This window comes from Thalassospira australica (genome assembly GCF_044790785.1).
Taxonomy (GTDB): domain Bacteria; phylum Pseudomonadota; class Alphaproteobacteria; order Rhodospirillales; family Thalassospiraceae; genus Thalassospira; species Thalassospira australica_A.
Window position 1 is genome coordinate 1745367 of the sequence record NZ_CP085258.1, and the last position, 25004, is coordinate 1770370.

General features: G+C 55.5%; 25 protein-coding genes. 14 read left to right on the forward strand and 11 right to left on the reverse strand.

The genetic code is table 11. The features are described from left to right. Positions 1-128: 128 nt before the first annotated feature. Positions 129-839, reverse strand: coding sequence for an alanyl-tRNA editing protein (locus LG297_RS08420; RefSeq protein WP_404426465.1), 711 nt, complete (start codon positions 837-839; stop codon positions 129-131). Between the two features lie 282 nt (positions 840-1121). On the opposite strand from LG297_RS08420, the gene LG297_RS08425 reads away from it, so the two are divergent. The 3 genes from LG297_RS08425 (at position 1122) to LG297_RS08435 (ending at position 3124) form a co-directional block, all read left to right on the forward strand. Continuing rightward, the gene (locus LG297_RS08425) at positions 1122-1862 is read left to right on the forward strand and encodes a hypothetical protein (protein WP_404426466.1); all 741 of its coding nucleotides are present in this window, start codon (positions 1122-1124) and stop codon (positions 1860-1862) included. Between the two features lie 84 nt (positions 1863-1946). Next, a complete protein-coding gene (locus LG297_RS08430; RefSeq protein WP_404426467.1) occupies positions 1947-2468 on the forward strand; it encodes a hypothetical protein in 522 nt (173 codons plus the stop codon). A 368-nt stretch (positions 2469-2836) separates the two neighbouring features. After that, a complete protein-coding gene (locus LG297_RS08435) occupies positions 2837-3124 on the forward strand; it encodes a tyrosyl-tRNA synthetase (protein WP_404426468.1) in 288 nt (95 codons plus the stop codon). Between the two features lie 80 nt (positions 3125-3204). Here the strand turns inward: LG297_RS08435 and LG297_RS08440 are convergent, their stop codons facing one another. Then, positions 3205-4308 (reverse strand): PA0069 family radical SAM protein, encoded by a 1104-nt coding sequence (locus LG297_RS08440; protein ID WP_404426469.1) that lies wholly within the window; start codon positions 4306-4308, stop codon positions 3205-3207. A 212-nt stretch (positions 4309-4520) separates the two neighbouring features. Here LG297_RS08440 and rfbB point away from each other — a divergent pair, with 212 nt between their 5' ends. Together rfbB and LG297_RS08450 are read left to right on the forward strand one after the other, a co-directional pair. Continuing rightward, positions 4521-5576: a dTDP-glucose 4,6-dehydratase gene (gene rfbB / locus LG297_RS08445; RefSeq protein ID WP_404426938.1), complete on the forward strand. Its 1056-nt coding sequence runs from the start codon at positions 4521-4523 to the stop codon at positions 5574-5576. A 109-nt stretch (positions 5577-5685) separates the two neighbouring features. Continuing rightward, positions 5686-6318: a LysE family translocator gene (locus LG297_RS08450; RefSeq protein ID WP_404426470.1), complete on the forward strand. Its 633-nt coding sequence runs from the start codon at positions 5686-5688 to the stop codon at positions 6316-6318. A 23-nt stretch (positions 6319-6341) separates the two neighbouring features. On the opposite strand, the gene LG297_RS08455 is transcribed toward LG297_RS08450, so the two are convergent. The 4 genes from LG297_RS08455 to LG297_RS08470 all read right to left on the reverse strand — a co-directional run bounded on the left by LG297_RS08455 (position 6342) and on the right by LG297_RS08470 (position 10375). Then, complete coding sequence (locus LG297_RS08455) at positions 6342-6527, reverse strand: hypothetical protein (protein WP_404426471.1); 186 nt, start codon at positions 6525-6527, stop codon at positions 6342-6344. A 4-nt stretch (positions 6528-6531) separates the two neighbouring features. Continuing rightward, positions 6532-8103: an L-lactate permease gene (locus tag LG297_RS08460; protein WP_404426472.1), complete on the reverse strand. Its 1572-nt coding sequence runs from the start codon at positions 8101-8103 to the stop codon at positions 6532-6534. A gap of 201 nt (positions 8104-8304) precedes the next feature. Continuing rightward, positions 8305-9321, reverse strand: a complete 1017-nt coding sequence (locus LG297_RS08465; protein WP_404426473.1) for an LLM class flavin-dependent oxidoreductase — start codon at positions 9319-9321, stop codon at positions 8305-8307. 136 nt (positions 9322-9457) lie between these two features. Continuing rightward, complete coding sequence (locus tag LG297_RS08470) at positions 9458-10375, reverse strand: LysR family transcriptional regulator (protein ID WP_404426474.1); 918 nt, start codon at positions 10373-10375, stop codon at positions 9458-9460. A 109-nt stretch (positions 10376-10484) separates the two neighbouring features. Between LG297_RS08470 and LG297_RS08475 the strand changes: the two genes are divergently transcribed. Then, positions 10485-11765 carry an MFS transporter gene (locus LG297_RS08475; RefSeq protein ID WP_404426475.1) on the forward strand — a complete coding sequence of 427 codons (1281 nt, stop codon included), beginning with the start codon at positions 10485-10487 and terminating at the stop codon, positions 11763-11765. A gap of 65 nt (positions 11766-11830) precedes the next feature. Here the strand turns inward: LG297_RS08475 and LG297_RS08480 are convergent, their stop codons facing one another. After that, positions 11831-12829: a cysteine synthase A gene (locus LG297_RS08480; protein ID WP_404426476.1), complete on the reverse strand. Its 999-nt coding sequence runs from the start codon at positions 12827-12829 to the stop codon at positions 11831-11833. Between the two features lie 130 nt (positions 12830-12959). Beyond that, a complete protein-coding gene (locus LG297_RS08485; protein WP_404426477.1) occupies positions 12960-13589 on the reverse strand; it encodes an NUDIX domain-containing protein in 630 nt (209 codons plus the stop codon). Positions 13590-13865: 276 nt separating this feature from the next. Between LG297_RS08485 and LG297_RS08490 the strand changes: the two genes are divergently transcribed. Further along, positions 13866-14141 carry an alanine-zipper protein gene (locus LG297_RS08490; protein WP_404426478.1) on the forward strand — a complete coding sequence of 92 codons (276 nt, stop codon included), beginning with the start codon at positions 13866-13868 and terminating at the stop codon, positions 14139-14141. A gap of 75 nt (positions 14142-14216) precedes the next feature. Here the strand turns inward: LG297_RS08490 and LG297_RS08495 are convergent, their stop codons facing one another. Continuing rightward, a complete protein-coding gene (locus tag LG297_RS08495) occupies positions 14217-15095 on the reverse strand; it encodes a L,D-transpeptidase family protein (protein WP_404426479.1) in 879 nt (292 codons plus the stop codon). Here LG297_RS08495 and LG297_RS08500 point away from each other — a divergent pair. The 5 genes from LG297_RS08500 (at position 15094) to LG297_RS08520 (ending at position 20094) form a co-directional block, all read left to right on the forward strand. Beyond that, positions 15094-15312 carry a hypothetical protein gene (locus LG297_RS08500; protein WP_404426480.1) on the forward strand — a complete coding sequence of 73 codons (219 nt, stop codon included), beginning with the start codon at positions 15094-15096 and terminating at the stop codon, positions 15310-15312. The two genes, LG297_RS08495 and LG297_RS08500, sit on opposite strands and share 2 nt — an antisense overlap. A 22-nt stretch (positions 15313-15334) precedes the next feature. Then, positions 15335-15868 carry an Hsp20/alpha crystallin family protein gene (locus tag LG297_RS08505; protein ID WP_404426481.1) on the forward strand — a complete coding sequence of 178 codons (534 nt, stop codon included), beginning with the start codon at positions 15335-15337 and terminating at the stop codon, positions 15866-15868. A gap of 500 nt (positions 15869-16368) precedes the next feature. Next, positions 16369-17943 (forward strand): diguanylate cyclase, encoded by a 1575-nt coding sequence (locus LG297_RS08510; protein WP_404426482.1) that lies wholly within the window; start codon positions 16369-16371, stop codon positions 17941-17943. A gap of 47 nt (positions 17944-17990) precedes the next feature. After that, on the forward strand, positions 17991-18500 hold the full coding sequence (locus tag LG297_RS08515) for a GNAT family N-acetyltransferase (RefSeq protein ID WP_404426483.1): 510 nt from the start codon (positions 17991-17993) through the stop codon (positions 18498-18500). A gap of 133 nt (positions 18501-18633) precedes the next feature. Continuing rightward, a complete protein-coding gene (locus tag LG297_RS08520) occupies positions 18634-20094 on the forward strand; it encodes an aminoacyl-histidine dipeptidase (RefSeq protein WP_404426484.1) in 1461 nt (486 codons plus the stop codon). Positions 20095-20152: 58 nt separating this feature from the next. On the opposite strand, the gene LG297_RS08525 is transcribed toward LG297_RS08520, so the two are convergent. Beyond that, positions 20153-21505, reverse strand: coding sequence for a DnaJ domain-containing protein (locus LG297_RS08525; RefSeq protein ID WP_404426485.1), 1353 nt, complete (start codon positions 21503-21505; stop codon positions 20153-20155). 185 nt (positions 21506-21690) lie between these two features. Between LG297_RS08525 and LG297_RS08530 the strand changes: the two genes are divergently transcribed. Both LG297_RS08530 and ykgO read left to right on the forward strand, forming a co-directional pair. After that, complete coding sequence (locus LG297_RS08530) at positions 21691-22737, forward strand: methyltransferase domain-containing protein (protein WP_404426486.1); 1047 nt, start codon at positions 21691-21693, stop codon at positions 22735-22737. A gap of 150 nt (positions 22738-22887) precedes the next feature. Continuing rightward, on the forward strand, positions 22888-23013 hold the full coding sequence (ykgO, locus tag LG297_RS08535) for a type B 50S ribosomal protein L36 (RefSeq protein WP_007090004.1): 126 nt from the start codon (positions 22888-22890) through the stop codon (positions 23011-23013). Positions 23014-23105: 92 nt separating this feature from the next. On the opposite strand, the gene LG297_RS08540 is transcribed toward ykgO, so the two are convergent. Continuing rightward, a complete protein-coding gene (locus LG297_RS08540; RefSeq protein ID WP_404426487.1) occupies positions 23106-24947 on the reverse strand; it encodes an adenylate/guanylate cyclase domain-containing protein in 1842 nt (613 codons plus the stop codon). Positions 24948-25004: the final 57 nt, after the last annotated feature.

The following is a 25004-nucleotide window of genomic DNA, read 5'->3' on the forward strand; positions in this document are numbered from 1 at the left end:
GCAGATCTGTAACGTCAAATTCAAATGTTTCTTGTTTTAATTTCTATCCGTCCTGAAAGCGCATGGCAATATCCCGACTGGCATTGGGGATATGGCAGCATGCATCGTCGGGGCGATCATTGGGGCGATCATTCATCAAAGACGATATTGATGCGGCGGTTCTGGCGGCCTTTCTTTTCGATCTTGGCAACCAGAACCCTGCCGATTTCGGCCGTACTTTTGACATGCGTTCCGCCGCAGGGCTGATAATCGATCCCCTCGATCGTGACGGTGCGGATGCTGTTGCCGTCCATCGGTGGCTGTACCGACATGGTGCGGACCAGTTCCGGGTTGGCTTTGAGTTCGGCCACGCTGATCTCACCATCATAGACTTCGGCGTTGCGTGCGATCAGCTCGTTCAGTCTTGTGGTCAGTTCATCCTTGTCAGGGGCTTCATCGGGCAGGTTGAAATCAAGCCGGGCCTTGTGGGCGGCGATATTGCCGCCGGTGACGTCGCCCTTAACAATCGCGCACAGCAGATGCAGGCAGGTGTGAAACCGCATCAGGCGGTGGCGGGTTTCCCAATCCAGTTCGGCGGTGATCGTATCGCCGATTGCGGGCAGGTCATGCCCCTCGGCGATGATATGCAGGATTTTACCGCTGTCGCGGTCCTTGATCGTGGTTGCGACCGGTATTTCACGGCCATCCGCAGTTTTCAGCAGGCCGACATCGCCGGTCTGGCCGCCGGCGGTGGCGTAAAACACGGTTTGGTCCAGTTCGATGCCGCGGTCGGAAATCGACATGATTTTGGCGTCGCAGTTCCGGCGATAGGCATCTTCGCGAAACAAAAGGCGGGTCACAGACTCCTCCATCTTTGGTGGCGATCAGATCATGCGACCGTCAGATTGCCGCCAAAATCGGGGCGGCGAGGGATGTGCCTTTGGTGGGGCGGGGCAGCATCGCGGTGACGGTGCGGTCTGAAATCTTGCAGTGAAATCATGGTGATGTGCAAAGGGCTGTTTTGTCGAGGGGTTTTTATGAGTTCAGTTTATGTATTTATGGATACATGTTTCTGGAATTAATGTTGATAATGTTACGAAATGTATGGTATCCCCTTGGCCCAAACTGGGGGTGAAAGAAACTTGGCTGCTGTTATTCATGTCAAATTGACGGGCGAAGGTGATTTCGGGCCGGTGGATCTTGAATGTGCGATCCCGCCTGCGCGCCTGCCTTTGGTGATGGCGGCCCTGTTCGGGTCGCCGAACGGTTTGCGGGCGGGTGCGGCTGGTGCGGTTGATCATGCGGCTTCGTCTGCTTCGTCCGGGCCAGCCTCGTCATTCAGTCCTGATGGCAGGCAATTCCCTGTAATGGCCCGTCCGGATCGATCCGGGTCGGTTATTGTTGGCAAGGGGACGCCCGCATCGGAGAGCGCGCCGGGGCAGGGGGGCCAGGTGCCGGATACCCAAGGGTCGGACGCTGGCTTGATTGCTGCGTCCGGGCAGGCGAACAGAATGTTGACCGGGCAGAACTTTGGCGGGGCCGGTTTGGCAGGGGGATCAGACGCAATTGATCCGGCGAACTTCCTGATCGGATATGTCGGCAATCTGGGTGATCTGATTGCCCGGCTGCAGCCGCGCGGCTTTGCCGAAACGATCCTGATTGCCGCGATCTGGCTGCATTACCGTGACGGGCGGAGCTTTGTGACGCGTGATGACATCCGGCGGTTGCTGCGGCGGCAGGAACATCTGCGTATGCCCCGGAATTTCGGGCGCGATTTTCATAGCGCAATCACGCGGGGCTATATCGAACCGGTTGACGGGGACGGGGGATTTGCCGCGACCGGCAGCGGGTATCAGTGGTTTCGTGATGCTTGTATTAAGTGATACAAAAAACCGATAAAGTGATTGACGTTATGTATTAATAATGTATCATTCTTGACGTGGGACAAGAAAACAGGCGGGGACAAAATGCGGGAATGGGAAGTACGGACAAGCTGCAGGGTCTGGCGTGGGCGATATGTGATCCGTGGGGGCGTTGATCGCATCGCCAATGATATCGTCAGCCTGCAGCAAAGCCGCTTTCCGGGGATCGAAACCGGCAAGGTTTCTCTTCGGGTGGTAACCATGGCGGTAATGGCGGTTCTGGCCGAGGAATGCTGCGAAGACGGTGTAACGGCAGCGGAACTTTCGTTTTTGTTGACGACGTGCCTTGGCCGGCCGATTTCACCGGCCCGGATCGAACGCGAAATGGAAACGCTTTCGGGGCTGGTCTGGTCGGGGCCGTGGGGTGCGGAAACGCTTTATGTTCTTGAAAAGCGCGGCCTTCGCTTTTTTGAAAGTGCGCGCATGATGGCGATGAACGATACCAACGCCAAAAACCAGGATCTGACAGAATATACAGGCGCGGAGGAAGGCGGGGTTTTGCCGAAGATCGATCCGTCGATCGCAGCAAGCCCCGCCCCACACGCCCGGTACCGGGTGGTGGGATAGTCCGCCTTTATCCGGTTGATCAACAACACCCGCCTAACGGCTTTGCCGCGGCGGGTGTTTTGCTGTGTGTAGCATTGAACTGGTGCCCCGGTGGGCTGTTCGCAGCAACTGCATCTGCCCGTTGGCATCCCGGCGATCAAGGCCGCTGCAATCAGGAAACAGGGTTGACCTGACGGCATTGGATGCGTAATGCTTTAAAGATGGAAAACATTGTTACACATCAGAACGCCTATTTTACGTCGTGCACATAGCGCGGCGCCTGTTGATGTGTTTGTAAATTAAACCAAGACCGGCTGCCCCAGGGCGGCCTTTGTTTTTTCCATGAACCGGTTTGCCCGAGGTGGCCCCACCAACAAGGAAACCGGAAAATGACCCATATGACCCATATCTCCCTTGCGGATCGCACGCCGACACTTGATTTCACACCCAATGCGCTGAAAGACGGGATCGGGGTGGTGCCGCTTATTCTGATGGCGGGTTTTGCCGATACCATTGCGGCAGCGAGCGAGCTGATCGCCAGTGGTGCTGTCATGATCGAGAACAGACAGATTGTCGATCCTGATCATCATATCCTCAGTTACGCGTTTGATGATGGCGAGGTATTGCGCCTTACCGTTGGCGGTCAAAGAACGATGCTGATCCGTCGTGCGGAGTGATTGGGGCGGAGTGATCGGGTTGGTGTGCGCCGGTCGCGCGAGCAGGGTTTGGGGGCGAGGGGGCGATGTTGCTGGTGATCTCAGAACAGCGACATTTGCCCGTTCGCACTGGGGCGGACAAAGCCGCTGCAATCAAGGTTGAGCGACCGGCCGGTCATGCCGTGTTTTTTGCGTGCGGCATCAAATCGCCTGGCGATCAGATCGGCAATCGGGCCGGTGCCGCGCATGCGGGTGCCAAATTCGGATTGATAGCGTTCGCCGTCGCGCATCTGACGGATCAGGGACATGACCTTTGCCTTGCGATCAGGATAATTGGCTTCGAGCCATTCTTCGAACAGGTCGGCGATTTCAAGCGGCAGGCGGATGACGATGTGCGATACCGACGTTGCTCCGGCATCATGAACCGCCGCAACGAGATTTTCGATTTCCATGTCATTGAGGCCGGGAATGATCGGTGCGCACAGGGCCGTGACCGGAATGCCGGCATCGGCAAGTTTGCGAATGGCATCAAGGCGACGGTGCGGGGCGGAGGCACGCGGTTCGAGAAGGTTGGATAATCTGTGATCGAGGCTTGTGACCGATACTGCGACAGATGCACGGTTTCTGGCGGCCATTGGCGCGATCAGGTCGATATCGCGGGTGACAAGTGCGCCCTTGGTGATGATCGAAAAGGGATGCTGGCAATCGCCAAGTACCCTGATGATTGATCGGGTCAGTTGCTTTTCGCGTTCAACCGGCTGATAGGGATCGGTGCTGGTGCCGATCACGATGGGGGCAGGCATATAGCTTTTGACGGCGAGCTGTTTGCGCAACAGCGCCGGGGCGTCGGGTTTCCAGAACAGTTTTGTTTCAAAATCCAGTCCCGGCGACAGGCCGAGATAGGCGTGTGTCGGTCTGGCAAAGCAATAGATGCAGCCATGTTCACAGCCGCGATAGGGATTGATCGAGCGGTCAAACGGCACATCGGGGCTTTGGTTTCTGGTAATTACACTGCGTGCGCCATCAATGCCAAGGGTGGTGCGGATGCGTGGCATATCGGCCTCTTCCATAAGGTTCGATACCCAGCCATCATCATAGGCTTGGTGGCTGAATTTCTCGAAGCGGCCATCAATATTCGATATCGCCCCCCGGCCTTTCTGTTTGCGCGCAGGCAGGATATTGGGATCACGGGATGGGTCATCCAAGTCATCACCGTGTGGGAGTTGGGCTGCTGTTTCAGGCATCGGGACAGGACTGTTTTGCATGAATGCAGAATAAAGAACAAATAGGGAACATTCAAGCGTATTCAGAAATCAGGCCTTGGTCGGATCAGGTATGAGGGTCTGCCATTTCCGGGCCATTTTTCGATGTTCTTCTATCGAACAAGAAAAAGACGAACAGGATAAAGGTGTTAGTAATGCGCGTCATGGTGACTGGCGGGGCGGGATTTATCGGATCAGCCCTGTGTCGTTATCTGGTTCTTGAACGTGGCTGGGAAGTGCTTAACCTCGATAAACTGACCTATGCCAGCGATCTGCGCAGTCTTGATACCATTGATCATCTGCCGAACTATCAATTCATCAAGGCAGACATCGCCGATCCGCTTGCGGTTGCGGCGGCGCTTCATGATTTCGGCCCGGATGCGGTGATGCATCTGGCGGCGGAAAGCCATGTGGACCGGTCGATTGACGGGCCGGGGGCATTCATCAACACCAATATCGTCGGGACCTATCATTTGCTGGAAGCGGTGGCCGTTTACTGGCGCGGGCTTGACGAGCATCACCGGGACCGGTTCCGGTTTCATCACATATCGACCGACGAGGTTTACGGATCGCTTGGCCCCGATGATGGCCTGTTTACCGAACAGAGCCCGTACCGGCCCAATTCCCCCTATGCCGCGAGCAAGGCATCGTCGGATCATCTGGTGCGGGCGTGGTGCCATACCTATGGTCTGCCGGTGGTGATCAGCAATTGTTCAAACAATTACGGCCCGTTCCAGTTCCCCGAGAAATTCATTCCGCTGATGATCATCAATGCCCTGCGTGGCAAGAAGTTGCCGGTTTATGGCGATGGCAGCAATATCCGCGACTGGCTGCATGTTGATGATCATGCCCGTGCGCTGGCGCTGATCGTCGAGGAGGGCCGGATCGGGGAAACCTATAATGTCGGCGGGCGGAACGAGGTGCGCAATATCGATATCGTGCGCCAGATATTCGATCTGGTTTGCGATCTGGCCGATGATCTGCCGGTGACGAAGTTTGACGATATCGTTGAATTCGTTATCGACCGTCCGGGGCATGATCATCGTTATGCGATTGACGCGACAAAGATCGAGACCGACCTTGGCTGGAAGGCGATGCACGATATCGCATCGGGCCTGCGCGAGACGGTGCAGTGGTATATCGACAATCGCGATTGGTGGCAGCCGATCCTTGATCACAAATACGATCTGCAACGGCTGGGGCAGGGCTGATTTCTCTGCCTGCCGGAATAAGGGGCGATGTATCGGTACAATCGCGCGCTTGCCGGTTTTTACAATCCATCTATAGTTTCGTGGCCACCCTTTTTATGGAGCCATTCCGATGGATTGGACACAGTTTGTCAGCTTCACGCTTGTCACCGCCCTTCTGGTGATGTCGCCCGGTCCCAATGGCGTTCTGATTGCCAAAACCGTTCCGACATCGGGCCGTACGGCAGGCTTTGCCAATATTGCCGGTTTCGTGACCGCCTTTTACCTGCATGGCACATTGTCGATTTTGGGGATCTCGGTGATCCTTGTGCAGTCGGCACAATTGTTCATGATGGTGAAGATTGCCGGTGCGGCATATCTTTGCTGGGTCGGTTTCAAGGCGCTGCGCGAGGCGTGGCGCGGGGTTAAAACCGTTGCCGAAGTGGCGCCGGCCAAACGCCGCAGGACGCTTCTGGTGGCGTATGGCGAAGGGTTTCTGACCAATGCGCTTAACCCCAAGGTATCGATTTTCTACCTTGCGGCATTTCCGCAATTCATTCCGGTCGGTGACGGGGCCATTACGTCGGCCTTCATGCTGGTGTGTGTGCATGCCAGCATCAATATCATCTGGTTTTCGGCCATGATCATTTTGCTGTCGCGCCTGACGGGAATGGCGCGCAGCGGATCGTTCCAGCGGGCGTTAAAGGCCGTGACCGGCAGCGTGTTTATTGCGTTTGGCATCAAGCTTGCGATGTTCCGGCCCTGATATCGGGCCGGGCCGGAATACGATCATTTCCGGATGGCGATCAGGGCCATGACAGCGGTAAACAGGCCAAACAGGATGCCGCCCGCCGGAATGCCTGAGAGGACGCCAGACAGGGCGGCATCCTCGTTTATCAGGGCTTCGAACGCGACAAGCGGCAGGATCAGGGATGCCAGAAACAGAAAGACCGGATTGAACAGTTTGTTTTTCATTGTCTTAACCCCCGATCATCGCAATCAGCAACAGGCCCAGTGCCATGAAGCCGCAAAGGGCGGTCAGAAGCACACCGGTTTTAAGCACGACCGACAATACCGGTCCTTCCTTCCCTGAAAGTCCGACCGTCGAACAGCCGACCAGGATTTTTGACGGGGCCAGCATGCTGCCAAGCGATGCGCCGGTTGCCTGTGCGGCCAGAACAAGGGCGGTTGAAATGCCCGAAAGTTCGGCGGTGTGGCGCTGGAACATGCCAAAGACCACGTTGGAATTATTCGTGCTGCCGGTCATGAAGGCCCCCAATGCGCCGATGGCGGGGGCCACCACCGGATAGGCGATGGCAAAGGAGCCGGAAAACAGTGCAGCACCGCCTTCGGCGAGGGCATAGGTCATGCCCGCATGATCCATGATGATGGCAAGGCCGATGACCGGGACCATGCCGATGCTGGTCGGAAGGCCGCTTTTGACTGTGCGTTGCCAGATGCGTCTGGCAATGCCGTTGTCATAGCGTCCACGGACTTTGAAGAAGGCAAAGCTGATGGCGGCGGTATAAAGCAACAACGCGCCGGGATGGCCGAAAATGGCAATCGGCTTGGCGCTTTCGGCGTCGATGTTCCAGCCCAGATCGGTTGAGATTGCCGGGAAATCGAAGGTCAGGCGAAGGCCCGACAGGAAATCCTCGACCGAGGGGATGAAGGTTGCGATACCGACAATCAACATGAAAACCAGATAGGGGGTCAATGCCTCGATCAGGGGCATGTGGTGATGGTCGTCATCCCCGTTTGGTTCGGCAACGTCATCGGGATGGGGTTTCCAGAATCGGGTGACGATGATCGAGGTGACAAGCCCGGCAATCCCGGCGGTCAGCCCGCCCAGCGTCCAGACGCCGTAATTCGCCATCAGATATTGAACCACACCCATGACACCGGCAATCAGCACCAGCGGCACGATCCGGCGGCGCACGGTGCGAAAACCGCCATCCAGCCACAGAACCGCCGCCCCGCAGGTGAAGCCCGACAGGCCGAGCAGAATGGCGGAATAATGCGTCAGTTCGGTGCCGGGAATGCCGGTCACGCCAATCAGGGCCTCGAAAGAAGTCGCCATATTGCCAAACAGCACCGACCAGCTATGGCCGATCATCGGGGCGGCAACGGCGATCACCGGCGAGAACCCCATACCGAGCAAAAGCGGTGCGATCACCGCAATCGGCACCCCGAAGCCTGCGACACCTTGCAGGAAGGTGGCAAACACATAACCAAGGATCAGCAATTGCAGCGGGCGATCATCGGTCAATTGGCGGATGGCCCGCCCGATGGTTTTGATCGCACCGGCTTCTTCGGCAGCGAAATAAAGGATCAGAGCGGCCCAGACGATATAAAGAATGTATAGGGCCAGCATCACGCCCTTGGCCTGGGCTATGATCAGCATATCGGTCGGCGCACCAAACGCGATCATGGCGATGGCAACGGTGACGAACCATGCGGCCGCGCCGGCGCGTGCCGCGCCCCAGTTTGCCTTGATCATCAGAAACAGAATGGTGGCGATCGGCAGGGCAGCCAGAAGGAAGTCTGTCATGGGGGCGAGCCAAAACCTTTTGGAACAATGTGTTGCGGTTGATTTTCCAACCGGGCCGACATCTTGTCCCAGTGCATCTGCAAGCGCAAGAAAACAGTTGGGGTCAGTGCGGATGCATTTCATATGATGAAATACAAGAACGGGCCCGATCAGGATGGATCGGGCCCGGTGATTACCTGATGAATTGTTTCAGGAGCAGTTTCACGCGATTTTTTCGGCCTGTTCGGCGTCAAGTTCATCACGGAGTTCGGCCGCAATCGAGAATGATTTCAGCCGTGCCGCGTGATCAAAGATATTGGCGGTGACCATGATTTCATCGGCCTTGGTCATATAGATGAAATCGCGCAGTTTCTTGCGCACGGTATCGCGCGAGCCAATTGCGGCATAGCGCATGGTATGATCGACCCCGGCCTTTTCCACCCGGTTCCAGATGTCATCCATCGATGTGACCGGTTTGGGCAACTGGCCCGGCGAACCGCGCCGCAAATTCAGGAATTGCTGCTGCATGGAGGTGGCAATAAATTCGCCTTCCTCGTCGGTATCGGCCGCGAAGAAGCCCATTGCGGCAATGGCATAGGGTTTATCAAGCTGTTTGCTTGGTTCGAACCGGTGACGATACAGCGACAATGCATCCATCAGCATATCGGGCGCAAAGTGTGACGCAAAGGCAAAGGGCAGGCCAAGACGTGCGGCCAGATCCGCGGAAAACAGGCTGCTGCCCAGAAGCCACATCGGGACTTCGGAGCCATAACCCGGAACGGCACGGATTGGCGGGTTGCCTTCAAGGGGGGCAAGGAATTGCTGGACCTGAAGCACGTCCTGGATAAAGCGTTCTTCGGTGCCGTGCATGTCACGGCGAAGGGCGGCGGCGGTGCGTTGGTCGGTTCCCGGTGCGCGCCCGATGCCAAGATCGATACGACCGGGATAAAGCGCATCAAGGGTGCCGAACTGTTCGGCAATCACCAATGGCGCATGGTTGGGCAACATCACACCGCCCGAACCAACCCGGATGGTTTTGGTGCCCGCCGCGACATGCGATATGACAACCGAGGTTGCGGCACTCGCGATGCCGGGCATGTTGTGATGTTCGGCCAGCCAGTAACGATGAAAACCGAGTTTTTCGGCATGCTGGGCCAGTTCAAGCGTATTGCGCAAGGCATCGCGCGGATGTTCGCCCTCGTTAACGGGGCAAAGATCAAGAACGGAAAAACGGGGCATAGGCATAATCCCAATTGGGCGCAGGCCGAAAACGGCGCGCCGGATTTCAGTGTTGGGATTAATCTAGCCCAAAATCAGAGGCTTGCCAGTCCGGGAGTGATAATCCCTTATTTAAAAGTGGCGGAAAGGCTTTAATTCAGCCGGTTGGTTCCGTTTCCGGTTCCGCATTGTGATGCGCATTAAGTGTGCGGCCGACAAAGTTGCGCAGCACGGTCGAGATATCGTTGCTGCGATAGGCCAGTGCCAGATGTGCCATCGGGACATCACCTGCGACCTTGCGATAGACCACGCCATTGACCTGTAACTGTGCCATAGCGGCGGGGACGAGCGAGAAACCGAGTTCGGCCGCGACAAAATTGATGACCGATCCCAATTGCGGCGCGCTTTGGCCCATGACCGGTTCAAACCCGGCGGCACGGCAGGCGGCAACGACGATATCGAAATGGGTTGGCCCGACCTGACGCGGGGTGAGGATCAGGGCGTCATCGCGCAGGGTTTCGAGTGCCACCGTTTCATGCCGGGCCGCCGGATGACCCGCCGGAAGCACGATCAGCATCGGTTCGGATTTCAGGCGATGCAGTTTGATGGCATCGCTGTTGGCAGCACCCTGTCGCAGGAAAACGGCATCAAGCTGTTCATCCATCAATGCATGCAAAAGGCGGGCGGAATTGTTTTCCTCCAGCGTCATTTCAACGCCGGGATAGGCGCGCCTGAAATCGCGGAAAACACGCGGGACGCTGGGGCTGAAAGCGGCGGATGCGGTAAAGCCCACCCGGATCGAGCCGATTTCACCCCGACCGGCGCGACGGGCGGCCCGGATGGCGCGTTCCGCCAGTTCGGGGAAATGCTGCACGATATCGCGAAAGGCCATTCCGGCCTCGGTCAATTCCGCGCCATGCGGGACGCGGTGAAACAGCTGAGTGCCGATTTCGGTTTCAAGATCGCGGATCTGCTGGCTTAGGGGCGGTTGACCAATGCCGATGCGGGCTGCGGCACGGGTAAAGTTCCCCTCGCGGGCGACTTCAAGAAAATATCGAATATGACGCAGTTCCATCCGGTATATCCAAAACATATCAAAAATGACTGTGACATATATTGGACGGATATCGGGAAAGCTGCAATCCTTTCGGTCAGATCAGAATTCTTCAAAAGAGGCCGGGAATATGAGTGCCCACCGGGTGGAAAGCCCCGCAGCGCAGGCTGCCAGTGATGATACCAGACCGGTGGTCGAGGTGCCCGAGCCGGTTTATACCGAGCCGGGATCACCGGAATTCCGCCGGATCAGTCTGGCGCTGTTTCTGGCGGGCTATGCGACCTTTTCGCTGATTTACTGCGTTCAGCCGCTATTGCCGGAACTGGCGCGCGATTTTGCCGTTAGCCCGGCATCCAGTTCGCTTGCACTGTCACTGACGACCGGGTTCCTTGCCTTTGCCATCGTGCTGGCGGGGGCGGTGTCCGAGGCGTTCGGGCGCAAGCAGTTGATGTTTGCATCAATGTGCGGCGCGTCGCTTTTGAACCTGATTGCGCCGTTGCTTTCCGACTGGCATGCATTTCTGGTGGTGCGTGCGCTTGAAGGCCTGATTTTGGGTGGGGTTCCTGCGGTTGCGATGGCGTATCTGGCCGAGGAAATGCATCCGCGCGGCCTTGGCACCACGATGGGGATTTACATCAGCGGGACCGCCCTTGGCGGGATGAGCGGGCGCGTGGTGATCGGCATTCTGACCGATATGTTTGGCTGGCATCTGGCGCTTGGCGCGATGGGGGCACTTGGTTTGCTCGCCGCCCTTGGGTTTGTCATTTTGCTGCCTGCATCGCGTAATTTCGTGCGCCGTCCCGGATTTCAATTGTCGTATCATATCCGCGCGTGGGAAGGGCATCTGCGCCATCCCGGTCTGCCATTCGTGTTCCTGATCGGGGCATTTGCGATGGGTTGTTTCGTGACGGTGTATAATTATGCCGGGTTCCGTTTATCCGAGGCCCCCTATAACCTGAGCCAGGGGCAGATCAGTCTGATTTTTGTGGTTTATCTTTGCGGGATGGTGACGTCATCCATCGCAGGTGCCATGTCTGATCGGATCGGCCGGGCCCCGGTTTTGCTGTCGGGGGTTCTGATCGCCGGGGCAGGGGTGGCTTTGACCCTGCTTTCCAGCCTTTGGGGCATGATCGGTGGGATCATGGTCCTGACCAGCGGGTTTTTTGTTGCCCATTCGGTGGCAAGCGGCTGGGTCGGGCGGATGGCAAAGCAGTCCAAGGGACATGCGTCATCGCTTTATCTGCTGGCCTATTATCTGGGCTCTAGCATCATGGGATCGGTCGGTGGCTGGTTCTGGTCACATGGTGGCTGGGACGCGGTGGCGGCATTTGCCGGGGCACTTCTGATCGGGGCGGCGATTTGCGGGGTTTACCTTTGGCAGGCGGCAAGGCGCGCTGACGCGGTTGCGTAGCCAGTACAAAAAGAAACCCCCGCCATTTGGCAGGGGTTTTTCTTGATGGCCGGTAATAGGCGCGCCTAGAGCCAATCGGGGCTCGGCAAACCTTTTTCTTTGAGGAAGGCCGGGTTCCAGAGCTTGCTTTGATAGCGGGTGCCAAGGTCACACAGGATGGTGACGATGGTTTTGCCCGGGCCGAGTTCACGTGCCAGACGCACCGCACCGGCGATGTTGATGCCGGTCGAGCCACCCATGCAAAGCCCTTCTTCCTTGAGCAGGTCAAAGACGATCGGCAGCATTTCATCATCAGAAATCTGGAACGGGTGATCGATATCAATGCCTTCGAGGTTGGCGGTGATCCGGCCCTGACCGATGCCTTCGGAGATCGAGCTGCCTTCGGATTTCAGTTCGCCAAACTTGTAGTGGCTGTAAAGGGCCGCCCCCATCGGATCGGCAAGACCGATCTGAATGTCCTTGTTGCGATCCTTGAGCGCCATCGACACACCGGCAAGCGTCCCGCCTGTTCCGACCGCACAGATAAAGCCGTCAATCTTGCCGTCGGTCTGTTCCCAGATTTCGGGGCCGGTGGTGTCAAAATGGCCCTGACGGTTGGCGACGTTATCGAACTGGTTGGCCCAGATGGCCCCGTTCGGTTCGGTCTTTGCCAGTTCTTCGGCCAGACGGCGCGAGACGTGAACATAGTTGTTCTGATCGCGATAGGGGACGGCGGGGACTTCGCGAAGGTCGGCACCCAGCAAACGCAACAGGTCTTTCTTTTCCTGGCTTTGCGTTTCGGGAATGACGATCACGGTGCGATAGCCAAGCGCGTTGCCGACCACGGCAAGACCGATACCGGTATTGCCTGCCGTTCCTTCGACAATAACGCCGCCCGGCTTCAGAAGGCCGCGTTTTTCCGCGTCACGAATGATGGCAAGGGCGGCACGGTCTTTGACCGATCCGCCCGGATTGGCATATTCGGCCTTGCCCAGAATGTTGCAGCCCGTTAGCTCGGAAACCTTTTTAAGTTTCACAAGCGGGGTGCGGCCAATGGCTTCGATGGTGCCATTGCGAATGTCCATGACAGACTCCAAGCGTGGTTAGAATGTGTTTTGTTATCTGTTGATTGGGTCTTTTATACACAAAAGTCAAGATGGATTAAAAATTATCACGCAATTTGTGTGTTAATTAAATTGCATTCCGAAAGCGCGCCTAGACCCCGGAAACCCCGGCTTCCCGGCGAATACGGTCGCGATTGAGCATCAGCCACTGAATGGCAATCGTTGCCGTTGCATTGCAGAGTTGTCCGTCACGCAACATGGCAAGGCATTCATCGGACGATACCGTATAAACGCGAATGTCTTCGCCTTCTTCTTCAAGGCCATGCAGGCCATTGGCACCTGATGCATCGACCCGGCCATAATACATGGTGACCGTCTCGCTCGAACAGCCGGGTGTTACATAATAGCGTGAAATCAGTTCAAGGTCGCCGATGATCGAACAACCGGCTTCTTCCATGGTTTCGCGGTGCGCGACATCTTCCATTTCCTCGCCATCCTCGACGATGCCGGCAACAATTTCTGTCAGCCAAAGCGGCATTTCAGGGAAACGCTGATGCACCGAAATGGCGCCGGGGCGGAATTGTTCGATCAAAACGACTTCATCACGCACCGGGTCATAGGGCAGGACCGCAACCGCATGCCCGCGTTCAAGAACCTCGCGCTGCAGAACCGCACTTTGACCACCGTCAAACAACTTATGGCGGAGCTTATAGACATCAAGTTTGAAATGCCCGTCCCAGCCGCGCTTGCGTTCAAGAATTTCAACATCGGCTGCATTCATGTTCGGTCCCTTTTCCGGATTGGTCCTGTTTTCAAACAGAATTCGTGATCGGATGATTGATACAGACACTAGTGCGCCAACCGGTATCTGAAAACCGGTTTTCGACGGAATTGTCCGAAGAAGTTCTGTGAGAAATTTTAGCCTCCAGAATGCGGTTTAACCCAGATCAAGGCTGGCGTTTCGGGGGCATGCAAGAATTCTTTCGTCAATGCGCCTCGTCGTCATTTACCGGCGTTTTGTCAAATTCCGTTTCAAAGGAAACAGATGGAGGATGAAATGTTTGACGTCAGAAGGACCCTTTGCGGGGTTACGTTAGCCGTGCTTGTGCTGGGTGTGTCGGCGTGTGCCGGTACAGATCAAATGAGTTCACTTGAATCGCGTGTTGCCGTTATCGAGCAGCAGCAGTCCGCGACATCGACCAAAATCGATCAGCTTGAAACAACAGCCAATCAAGCCCTGGTTGCTTCGCAAGAAGCAAAACAGGCAGCACAGGATGCTGCCGAAACGAGTCGGCGTGTTGAAGAAATGTTCAAGAAGTCGATGCAAAAGTGATGCAATCGATCAGCCTATCGGAAATTTAACGAAGACAGGATTCCTTGAGAAAAAAGGAATCCTGTTTTTTTGGGGCTATCTTGCCTTAGGTGAGGGAGCTGTGAATATTTTGGTCGGGATACCGCGAATTTCATTGGCGATATCGTAAATTTGCGACCAATCAAGCATTCCGCCGACTATATCTTTTCGCAAAAGAGCGTTTGAAATCGCCAGTGTCAATGCATCCGCGTTGGCAGACCTGGCGGGACGTTCATTTTCGATATCGTCGGATTGCTGTTGATCCGGATGTATTTCAAGGTAAAGGTCATCCCCTATCCAGGCGGCTTTCACCGGTTGATCAACAATATGAACCGGGGTTCCGATGTCAACCAGATCGAAAAGTATTTCGATGTCTTCGGGGTAAAGCCTTACGCATCCGTGTGTTGCACGTCTTCCAATGCTGTGGGGCTTGTTGGTGCCATGTATCAGGTAGCCCGGCCAACCAAGATCCAGCGCATATTCCCCCAACGGATTGTTGGGACCAGGCCCGATGCTTGCCGGGAGTGTCGGGTTTTCTGCGCGTATGGATGGGGGTGGAAACCATGTCGGGTTTTTGCGTTTGCGGGTTACACGGGTGGAGCCGGTTGGCGTTTCCCATGCAAACCGCCCGATACCGATGGCCATTGTGAGGACTTCGCCATTCGATTGATAAAAATACAGGCGTTGTTCTGACAGATTTATAACAATGCCTTCATGCGGTGCGTCGGGCAGCAAATGCAGATTTGGCAGGGTGATAGGGGTTCCCGCACCGGGCAACCAGGGATCGACGCCCGGATTGGCGGCAAGCAGTTCGATATAGCCAAGTCGATAGTGACGGGCCAGTTCAATCAATGTGTCACTTTGGGTTGCAACATGGATGTTAAACAGTTCCAGATCGTTTTCGGTGATGTCGTTCGCATGGGATGGCTTTGCCATGGCTGCCAAAATGCAGAAGACAAGCACCCGCAGCATCGGGCACAGGAGGTTATTCCTCAACAAAATATGGTTTATGGATAGCATGATGGGCGATCATCGTATTGGGCAGTTGAGTTGTGTGCGTGAAGTTGCATTTTCTCAGGTAAAAGCACTTTGCGGTTTAATCCAGATCAAAGATTATTCTGCAAAAAAGGAGTGTACTTTGCCGGTTCAGTAATCCTTAGTTGGAGGATCTGGTTATGACCGAGAACAAGCAAGCTGTATCCGAAAAATCATCGGAAACCGCAGGAAAGCCTGAAGTCTGGCATCCTTTTAACAGTCTGCGCCGCCAGGTGGATCAACTGTTTGACGAGTTTTCCCCGACGGCCTGGCATTTCCCCTTCAGGCTCTCAAATGCGGCACCTTTGGATAAATGGTGGGCTACGGTTAGTCCTGAAAGCGCAATGTCGCCGGTGGATATTACCGAAGATGATGCCGTCTACAAATTGAGTATCGAACTGCCGGGCCTTGAAGAAAAGGACGTTCAGATCAGCGTTTCGAACGGTTACCTCGTCGTAAGTGGCGAGAAAAAGGAAGAGAAGGAAGAAAAGGAAAAAGGACGTTATCTGTCCGAACGGCGTTATGGCCGTTTCCAGCGTTCCTTCGCCGTGCCGGATCATGTTGATGTCGCCAAGGTAGATGCCGTGATGAAAAACGGCGTGCTTTCGCTGGTTCTGCCGAAAACGGCCGAAAGCAAAAGGGACGAGGTTAAAATTCCGGTCCGAAAAGGATGAGAAGCGATCCCTGTTAAGGGATTGGCACCTTTAAACCGTCTGCCGGAACCCGCCCTGTTTCAGGGCGGGTTCTTTCGTTATATCAATCCGGTAAATGCTGATACCGGTTTAATCCCGAGTGATCGGAGCTTATGGACAAAACGGGCGTCTTGTTCGGCAATTCCCACAGCTGATGCCATGATTATTTTTATATTTCACGCATTCTGTCTGGTCATGGTTCTGGAATTTCTATTTCGTCGACAACATATATCCAATGGCTTCACAACAGATTTGTGAAGAGAAGAGGGCAGAGGAGCTATTCGCAAGGATGTCAGGTGGCGTGCCGTATTTTAATGATTTTTAATATAGTGTAGCATTTGATCAGTTAGCGCGCGGAATGAACGCTGCCAAACCGGACAGGTAGCGCGTTAGATCGCATTGACGGGGATAACGGGGCATTGATGCGATTCGAACCGACAGAAATTGCGCGTCTTTACGGGCGGTCACGGGTGGGAGTTGTCGTGCACAGGGATTTGGTTGCTGTGTATGTCAATGATGCCTATGCGAAGATGCTTGGCCGCAAAGACGTGAAGGATTTCATGTCGGAGCCTGATCTGCGTCAGTATATCCCGCCCAGTTTTCATTACGAAGCCAGCAAACTTGCCTCGGAATTTCAGGACGCCAGCGGATTTCACGGCTGGAAGAAGGTCTATAACATCCGCACGGACGGAATCCCGGTCTGGATGGAAATCAGCGATGAAACCGTCGAATGGGACGAATATAATGCCGTCCTGACCACGGCCCAGCTGATTGACAATGGCACAACCGCCATGCAGGTCGACCATATGCTGGGCCGGTCTTTTATCGGTGTGATGGTCCATCGTGATATGACGGCCCTTTATGTCAATGATGCCTTTGCCCGCCTGATGGGGGCGGAAAATGCCAGCGCATTCATGGAAAAACCCAATGTCCTGCGGTTTATTCCCGAAGCGGATCGGGAACGGGCAATAAAGCATGTCGCCGATATTTTGCACGGCGCACGCGAAGGCGAACGTCATCGTGTGCGCGATATTCTTGATAATGGCAGCACGGTCTGGCGCGATCTGACCGACGAGCGGATTTTGTGGCACGATGGCCGCCCGGCAATCCTGACGACGGCACATGACGTGCGCGAAGAAGTCGAAATGAACGAAGCCCTGATGCGGACCAAGGCCGGGCTTGAAGAAGCCGTGACCGAGGTCATCCGCATGGTGCCATCGGCCGTTGCGATGCTTGATATCCATCAGAATGTTACGAACTTCAATCGTGAATTTGCCCGCCTGTTTGGCGAAGAACAACACAACAAAGATGACAATCCTGTCTTTGATATTGCCATTCTGTGCGGCATGTATGAGGCCATGATCAAAGGTGGCCACGGACACGCCAATGTTGACAGTGTTGAAACCCCGTCGGGCTGCCATGCGGATATTCGCATGAACCTGATGGAAGACGGCAGGGTGATGGTTTCGGCATTGGATATTTCCAGCCACAAGCGCAAGGAACAGCATCTTGATGCGCTGGCGTCGACCGATCCGCTGACCGGGGCGCTGAACCGGCGCGGATTTGAATCGGCGGTCAGTCGTCTTCGCGAAATCCGTCAGCTAAAAGGCAAGGTCTGGCAGTTCGGACTGGTGGTCCTTGACCTTGATTATTTCAAATATGTCAACGACACCTATGGTCATGCGGTTGGCGACCGTTTACTTGAAAAAATTGCCATTACCCTTCGGCAGGCGCTTCGCGATGACGACCTTGTCGTGCGTCTGGGCGGAGAGGAATTTGCCGTCCTCCTGCCATCCGCCACGGCGGCGGTGACCAAGCGCATTGCCGACCGCCTTTCGACGATGATCGGCGCGATTGAAATCCCGGTTGGCAATAGCGGGAATGAAAACGTCACCATCACGGCAAGTTTCGGGGTGACTGTCGGCGGGGAATTGCGCGGGCAGTTTATCGAGCTTGACCAGGCGCTTCTGACGGCGGACCGGGCGATGTATGCCGCCAAGGAAGCAGGTCGCAACTGCATCAAATTCCTGACATTCGATGACGATATCGACAATTGATCCAGCCTGAATTACCGTTTCGCTTTACGTAAAATGGCAGGCGGAACATGAACATTCGCGATATGCAGGCGATGGATGGAATTGCGGTTGTCGATATCTATGACCGGGCGCTGAAATCCGGTCATGCATCCTTTCAGCAACATGGCGGGACATGGGCCGACTGGGATGGCGGACATTTGCCAAAATGCCGCTATGTTGCGCTTGACGATGCCGGAAAGGTAACCGGTTGGGCCGGGTTATCCGCTGTTTCGGGGCGGTGTGCCTTTGCCGGTGTGGCCGAGGTATCGGTTTATGTCGATCCGCAATGTCAGTGGCAGGGGATCGGAAGCAGGTTGATGGAAGCATTGATCAAGGGTTCCGAACAGAACGGTTTCTGGTCGCTTGAGGCCGGAATATTCCCCGAAAATACTGGCAGTGTTGCCCTTCATCAAAAACACGGGTTCGAGATCCTTTGCCAGCGTAGCGGATTTGGCCGTATGGGATATGGGCCGATGGAGGGGCAGTGGCGCGATGTGCTGCTGCTGGAACGCCGCAGCAATGTAGTCGGGATCGACTAGATATCAGGCCAATCATTTATCACCGAGTTGCGTAAAAACCCTTAGATGATCTGGAAATTGCGGTGCCGATGCGCTAAGCAGCAGGGGCACCCGCGATAAATGCCGCGAATAAACGATACAGGAGAGCGCCACCGTGAACGAGATCCGTAAAATTGCCCCGGTCGCAATCTGGGAAAACTTCCAGAAACTTTGCGATACCCCGCGCCCGTCGACCAAGGAAGAAGCCGTTTTGCGGCTTCTGGAAAAGATGGCCGATGCCAAGGGATTTGAGCATTTCCGCGACAGCGGCAGTAACCTTGTGATTTCCGTCCCGGCCAAACCGGGGTTCGAGAATCGCAAGATGGTCATCCTTCAGGCCCATGTCGATATGGTAACCCAGGCCAATAGCGGATCGACCCACAATTTCGACACCGACCCGATCCGCATGATCATGGATGGTGAATGGATCACGGCCGACAATACCACGCTGGGTGCTGATAACGGTATCGGGGCGGCGGCCATGATGGGGTTCATGACCGAAGATAATCTGGAACATGGTCCGCTGGAATTGTTGTTCACGGTTGATGAAGAACGCGGCCTGACGGGTGCGATGAACCTTGAGCCGGGTCGGCTTAAGGGCGAAATCCTTCTGAACCTTGATACCGAGGATGAGTACGAGCTTTGCGTTGGCTGTGCCGGTGGCGGCGATCTGGTCGCGAGTTTTGCCTATACCCCCGAAGCCGTTGAAAGCGGGCAGGTTGCACGTGAAATCGCGCTGACCGGGCTTAAGGGCGGGCATTCGGGGATCGATATCATCCTTGGTCTTGGCAATGCCAACAAGCTGATGGCGCGGTTCCTGCGCACTGCCATTCGGGATATTGGCGCGCGGATCGTTACCATCAATGCCGGTACGGCACGTAACGCGATCCCGCGTGAGTCCTTTGCCACGGTTGTTCTGCCATCCGACAAGGTAGCGGCCTTTGATGCAGCACTGGCGGGATTTGCGGGCGAAGTCAAAGACGAGATCGGCGCAATCGAACCGAATTTTGCGATTGTCGCCAAAGATGTGTCGTTGCCGAAAACTGCAATGAGTGCCGCAGACTCCAAGCGTTTCAACAATGCGGTCGTCGGTGCGCCGAACGGTGTTCACGCCATGAGCACCAGTGTTGAAGGTGTGGTTGAAACGTCGATCAATCTGGCGATTGTCAAGCTGGCCGATGGCAAGGCGGATGTCACCCTGTCGGCGCGCAGTTCGATCAACTCGGCCCGTGATGCCCTTCGCGAGGCCGCGACATCGGTGTTTGAAAATATCGGTGCAACGGTGAAGTGGGGCGATGCCTATCCGGGCTGGAAGCCGAATGCCGATAGCGAAGTCGTCAATATGATGAAGGCGGTTCATCGTGACATGTTTGGCAAGGATCCGGAAATCCGGGTCATTCATGCCGGTCTGGAATGCGGTGTCCTTGGCGCGAAATATCCGCATTGGGATATGGTGTCGTTCGGCCCGACCATCAAACGCGCGCACAGCCCGGACGAATGCGTCCATGTGCCAAGTGTTCTGCGCTTCTGGGATTATCTTCTGGCGGCGTTGAAAGCTGTTCCGGTCAAAAATTGATTTCGGTTTTTGAGCACCCTACAGATTAGAAGTCTGTTGCGACTGATCGTATCTGCGGTCAGTCGCAACTGTTTGTGGCACACCATTCATCACGGGCCTTGGCGCCACTGCCCGGCACAAGGGCATCCAGATTGACAAAGCCCGTTTCATCAAGGGCTGTTTCAATCTCGATCCAGAAATCGTCACTCGATCCGGCGATATAGACGGTTTCAAACCGCGCCAGGCGCCGGATGACCGGATATTCAATGCCGGGGCCTTCGCGCATGTTCAAAAGATCGCGATCAATGTAGTAAGGATCGCGATCCTCGCCGATGAATTGTTCGACCTTGCGGGTCAGTTCACTGGTTCTTTCGGCGACGATTTTCGGGATGTCGTGGCTGACAAAGCCCTGACCGGGGCCAAATGCCACGAGAAGGCCGAAAATCACAACGAATACCGGGCTTAGATGCAAAAGCGCGTCCAGCATCCCGGCCTGTTTCCATTCACTGCGCACCCGACGCAGCGGCTTGCCGTCATCCAGACGTCGCAGATTGGCACGGATTTGTTCGGCCAGTACCGACCGGTTACTGCCAATGAAATCATTGGCCTGTGACAGGACCGCGCGTGCCAGCGGTTTATTGCCGCTCCGTTCGAACGCGGTGGCCTGTGTGAACAGAAGCTTGGCATTGCCTTCCGGCGGCAGGATGCCGCCCCGCATATTGCCGATGATCGCCCGCCATGCCGGAATGAAACTGCGCCAGCCCCAGAAACCGTGCAGCCATGTTTTGAAACTGGCCTTCAGTGCCATGCGCTTTGCCCCCTTCGGGGCAAGATTGGCGGTGATTTTTTCGATTCTCAGCGAATTCAAAAAACCGCGCACGATGGTGAATTCGACCAAGCGGGGCTGTGCCGATACGACCTCGGTCACGGCACAGCGCACGAACCCTGCCTGATCGGGGGTGGGGCGGTGCTTTGCATGGCGTTTGACGCCGGGATGAATGGTTGATTTGCGCGTCGCATTGCGTTCCTGCTGTTGGCGATAGGCCTCGTTGGCGCGCGCAAATCGATCTTCCTCGCTTTCGGCCTTGCGGCCGGTACCGGCAAAACCCTGACGGGTGCGCTGCGTATTGGCATTCTTGGTTCCGGCGGCCTGCGGGCCATAAGGGCCGCTTTGCTGTTTGCCCGCCGCGTCGGTCGCGCTTGTGCCGTTCTTGCCGTTGCGCGATGCATTCGGCGGTGCCTTGCGCGTTCCGGTCAGGATTTCATAGGCTTCGGTGATGTCCTTGAATTTTTCTTCGGCATCGATATCTGTATTGCGATCAGGATGAAATTCAAAGGCCAGCTTGCGATAGGCAAGCTTGATTTCCGTCGCGCTGGCACCCGGCGCAACTTTCAACAGGCGATAATAGATCCCGAGGTGATCCTGGCTCATTCGTGAAAAGGCATCCCGCACATAAATATTATCCCGAAGCCGGGCAGGTAAATCATGTCCAATTTATATTCGTCTTAACGCAGGGATCATATGGTCGAAATCTTAACACGTTGTCACTTTTGCGTATTTGCCATATTTTGCAAGAATTGATCCGTCTACCGCGAACCGCTTAGCGAGTATCAGCATTGAAACTTAAATTCTGGCAACGCAATGCCGACCATGACGGCGATGTCCTTGACCGCGAAGGCGGTTACGGGGGGGATATGCCGGAATTCGTGATGCCGGAAGGCCACAAGCTGAGCCTCGCGACAAAGCTTCGCGCCCGTTGGCAAGGCTATGACAACCCGGTTGAATATTATCTTTTGCAAAAAGAAATTGATGATTACCGGGCGTGGCTGCACAGGATGCGCCTGTTTCTTGCCCGGCCGGTCGAGCCGGAACTGGGCGAACTTGACCTTGATGATGAAATCGGCCGCTGGCCGCCAGAACGGATCAAACTTTATGCCAAGCTGTTTGATCGTGGGATCATGATCCCCGGTGGCCATGATTATGCACTGGAACTGGCAAAGCCCCTTGCGCTTGACGAAACCATGAGCTGCCTTGAAATCGGCGCGAAGCTTGGCGGGGTGGCGCGGTTGCTTGCCGATAAGCTGGGTGTCTGGGTCACAGCCTATGAACGTGATGGTGAATTGGCGTTGCTGGGTATGGAGCGATCTGTTCAGGCCGGTGTTCAGAAAAAGGTCCCGGTGCAGGCATTTGACCCGTCCAGCCCGGAATTGCGCAAAGCCTATTTCAATGTGGTCTATTCGTTTGGCGATCTCTTCCACATTGAAAACAAGGATGTTCTGCTGGTGTCGCTGGCGGAAACGCTGCGCGATCACGGTCAGATATTGCTGACAGACTATGTCCTGACATCCGAAGGCCATGAAGATGCCGTTGCCGAATGGGCAAAGCACGAGGACTTTAAACCGTATCCGTGGACGGCGGACCATTACAAGGCGGCGCTGGGCAAGCTGAAATTCGATATCCGCATTGCCAAGGATGAAACCGACGTGCATGTCAGCCAGATCAAAGCATCATGGATGGCGATGCTGGCCGATATCCAGAACAGCGGCCTTGACCCGGATGTCCTGACATATCTGGTGCCGGAGATGGAAATGTGGATGAACCGCGTAAAAATGCTTGAAAACGGAACGCTGGCATTTTATCGGTTCTACGCAACGATCAGGTGATTGACCGGTTTCATGCCTGCTGCTGGCGACGAATGAATGGACTTTGTCCGGAATTCTGTTGTCACCCCCTGTTTTAGGTGTTGACAGGGGCAGGGTGTACTTCTATTTTCCGGCTTCCTCGAAGGGGCCAAGTTTCTAAGGTTTACTGTTATGAAGATCCGGAACTCATTGAAATCCGCGAAGCTGCGGGAAAAAGGCTGCCGTATCGTGCGCCGCCGTGGCCGCGTATACGTGATCAATAAAAAGAACCCGCGTTTCAAGGCACGCCAGGGTTAATTCCCGGTACCTTGTTCTCACAGGTTTTACAAAACGCCGCATCGGTTTATCCAATGCGGCGTTTTGTGTTTTGCGGCTTGCCAACCCTTTTCTTAATCAATGCCATCTATCGGAATGGTATAGACAGCGGTTGTTTCACTGCGACCGCGCAGCAGAATTTCATCGGCAAGACGGGCCTGTGACGGGTCTGAAAGCTGATCGAATGTGGTGCTTGCGATCAGGATGCGCGTGCCCAGTTCCTTGTTTTTGGCTTCCAGTCGGGCGGCACTGTTGACCGCATCGCCGTGTACGGTGAATGTCAGGCGGTCCGGCGCACCGACATTTCCCGCAACCAGCAAGCCGGTATTGATCCCGCAACGACAGCGCAGTTCTTCGCCGTCGAACAGATCATTGTGAACCAGCTTTTGCAGGGCAATAGCCGTACGGACTGCCGCATCGGCGTGATCGGGCACATCATCAAAAGCATTGAATACGGCAAGGATGGCATCGCCCTGGAACTGGGTGATGATGCCGCCATTTTCTTCGATGATTGCAGTTGCCTTGGCGAAATAGGCATTGAGGATGGTGACGATACGTTGCGGAGCAATCTTTTCGCTTAGGGTCGTAAAGCCGACCAGATCGACGAACAGGATGGATGCCTCGCACTGGCGGGATTGGACATTGCCGGTGTCATCGTCAGACGCCAGCAATTGCTGGGCGATGGCCGTTGGCAGGAATTTGCCAAACAGCCGACCGATGCGTTCCCGGTCGCGCAGGGTAATTGCCATATTGTTAAATGACCGGGATGCATCATTGAATTCGATGATATGGCTGCCGGGCAGGATCGGCAGGTCGTCAAGAATGCCGGTTTCAAGTTGCCTTGTTGCGGCCGAAAACCGTTTCAGGGGGCGCGTGAAATAATGCGCGATCAGGATCGCCAGAATGACGGCAAGAACCATGATTGCCGTTCCGATCAGTGTCGCGAGCTTCAGGCGTTCCCATTCGCGGGTAAAAACGGTCGGATCAAAATGCATGCCCATCAGAACGGGAAGGCTTGCCGATTCTTCGAATTGCCGGGTGATGATAACGTGATACCCATCCGCGGTTTCAAGTGCGGCGGTCTGCGAACCGCTGGTTCCGTCGGACGAGGGGCCACTGTCATCAAAGTCAAATGTTTGCCATTGATCCATCCGGGCGAGAACCGGATCGGCAAGGCCGTCAATTCGGGGCAGGACGCCAAGAACATCATTGGTTCCAGGATTTTCGGGCGGGTGCAACTGGTGCCAGTCGGACAGGGAAGGATGGGCAATGACGTGGTCATTGACGATGACAAAAGGGGTGCGCCCGGCCTCGGTCGGGTCGGGTTTGAGATCGCGTGAAAAATCGCCAAGCGAGACAAGCTGCACAAGCGAGCCGATATATTGCCCGCTTTGAAACAACGGAATCATTTCACTTATCACGACCTGGTTGACCAGACTGTTCCAGCGCGGAAACTGCGTGATGCTTTGACCCGGGCCATAGGCGATCAGGGATCGGGCGATGATGTCTTCTTCGGGGTCGGCTTTGCCGGAAACAGGTTTGTCCGACCGTGGATCGTATCCCCGAAAACGGCCATCGGGCGTCAGAAGTCCGATGGCTGTGACGTCGCTTTCATTGGTCACAAGGGCGGCCAGAGTGTTGTCCCACACTGCAACGTTATCAGGTGAAAGATCGCCATTTGCCACTTCGCGGGCGACCCAGATATTGCGGCGTTGCATCCGTTCGATCCGGGCGCGCATGGCGTTTTGTGCGTCTTTCAGATCGGCATGGGTCATTGTAATCCAAAGACTTCGGGTATTGTCATAGGCCGTATCAAGGCCAAGGTGAAGTGCAAGCCCCACACCCAGTACACTGGTAACAAAAAACGCGCCCAGCAATACGCCAAGTATTGAAAAACGCCCCCTGCGTTCAGTCATCATATTCCCCGTATGCCCCCGATGACCCGGTTTGTCTTTCCGGGTTATCGGCAAAGC

Coding starts and splice junctions, on each gene's coding strand:
- LG297_RS08430 (WP_404426467.1), top strand. CDS start 1,947: ATGCGGGAATGGGAAGTACGGACAAGCTGCAGGGTCTGGCGTGGGCGA.
- LG297_RS08435 (WP_404426468.1), top strand. CDS start 2,837: ATGACCCATATGACCCATATCTCCCTTGCGGATCGCACGCCGACACTT.
- rfbB (WP_404426938.1), top strand. CDS start 4,521: ATGCGCGTCATGGTGACTGGCGGGGCGGGATTTATCGGATCAGCCCTG.
- LG297_RS08450 (WP_404426470.1), top strand. CDS start 5,686: ATGGATTGGACACAGTTTGTCAGCTTCACGCTTGTCACCGCCCTTCTG.
- LG297_RS08455 (WP_404426471.1), bottom strand. CDS start 6,527: ATGAAAAACAAACTGTTCAATCCGGTCTTTCTGTTTCTGGCATCCCTG.
- LG297_RS08460 (WP_404426472.1), bottom strand. CDS start 8,103: ATGACAGACTTCCTTCTGGCTGCCCTGCCGATCGCCACCATTCTGTTT.
- LG297_RS08465 (WP_404426473.1), bottom strand. CDS start 9,321: ATGCCCCGTTTTTCCGTTCTTGATCTTTGCCCCGTTAACGAGGGCGAA.
- LG297_RS08470 (WP_404426474.1), bottom strand. CDS start 10,375: ATGGAACTGCGTCATATTCGATATTTTCTTGAAGTCGCCCGCGAGGGG.
- LG297_RS08475 (WP_404426475.1), top strand. CDS start 10,485: ATGAGTGCCCACCGGGTGGAAAGCCCCGCAGCGCAGGCTGCCAGTGAT.
- LG297_RS08480 (WP_404426476.1), bottom strand. CDS start 12,829: ATGGACATTCGCAATGGCACCATCGAAGCCATTGGCCGCACCCCGCTT.
- LG297_RS08485 (WP_404426477.1), bottom strand. CDS start 13,589: ATGAATGCAGCCGATGTTGAAATTCTTGAACGCAAGCGCGGCTGGGAC.
- LG297_RS08490 (WP_404426478.1), top strand. CDS start 13,866: ATGTTTGACGTCAGAAGGACCCTTTGCGGGGTTACGTTAGCCGTGCTT.
- LG297_RS08500 (WP_404426480.1), top strand. CDS start 15,094: ATGGCTGCCAAAATGCAGAAGACAAGCACCCGCAGCATCGGGCACAGG.
- LG297_RS08495 (WP_404426479.1), bottom strand. CDS start 15,095: ATGGCAAAGCCATCCCATGCGAACGACATCACCGAAAACGATCTGGAA.
- LG297_RS08505 (WP_404426481.1), top strand. CDS start 15,335: ATGACCGAGAACAAGCAAGCTGTATCCGAAAAATCATCGGAAACCGCA.
- LG297_RS08515 (WP_404426483.1), top strand. CDS start 17,991: ATGAACATTCGCGATATGCAGGCGATGGATGGAATTGCGGTTGTCGAT.
- LG297_RS08525 (WP_404426485.1), bottom strand. CDS start 21,505: ATGAGCCAGGATCACCTCGGGATCTATTATCGCCTGTTGAAAGTTGCG.
- ykgO (WP_007090004.1), top strand. CDS start 22,888: ATGAAGATCCGGAACTCATTGAAATCCGCGAAGCTGCGGGAAAAAGGC.
- LG297_RS08540 (WP_404426487.1), bottom strand. CDS start 24,947: ATGACTGAACGCAGGGGGCGTTTTTCAATACTTGGCGTATTGCTGGGC.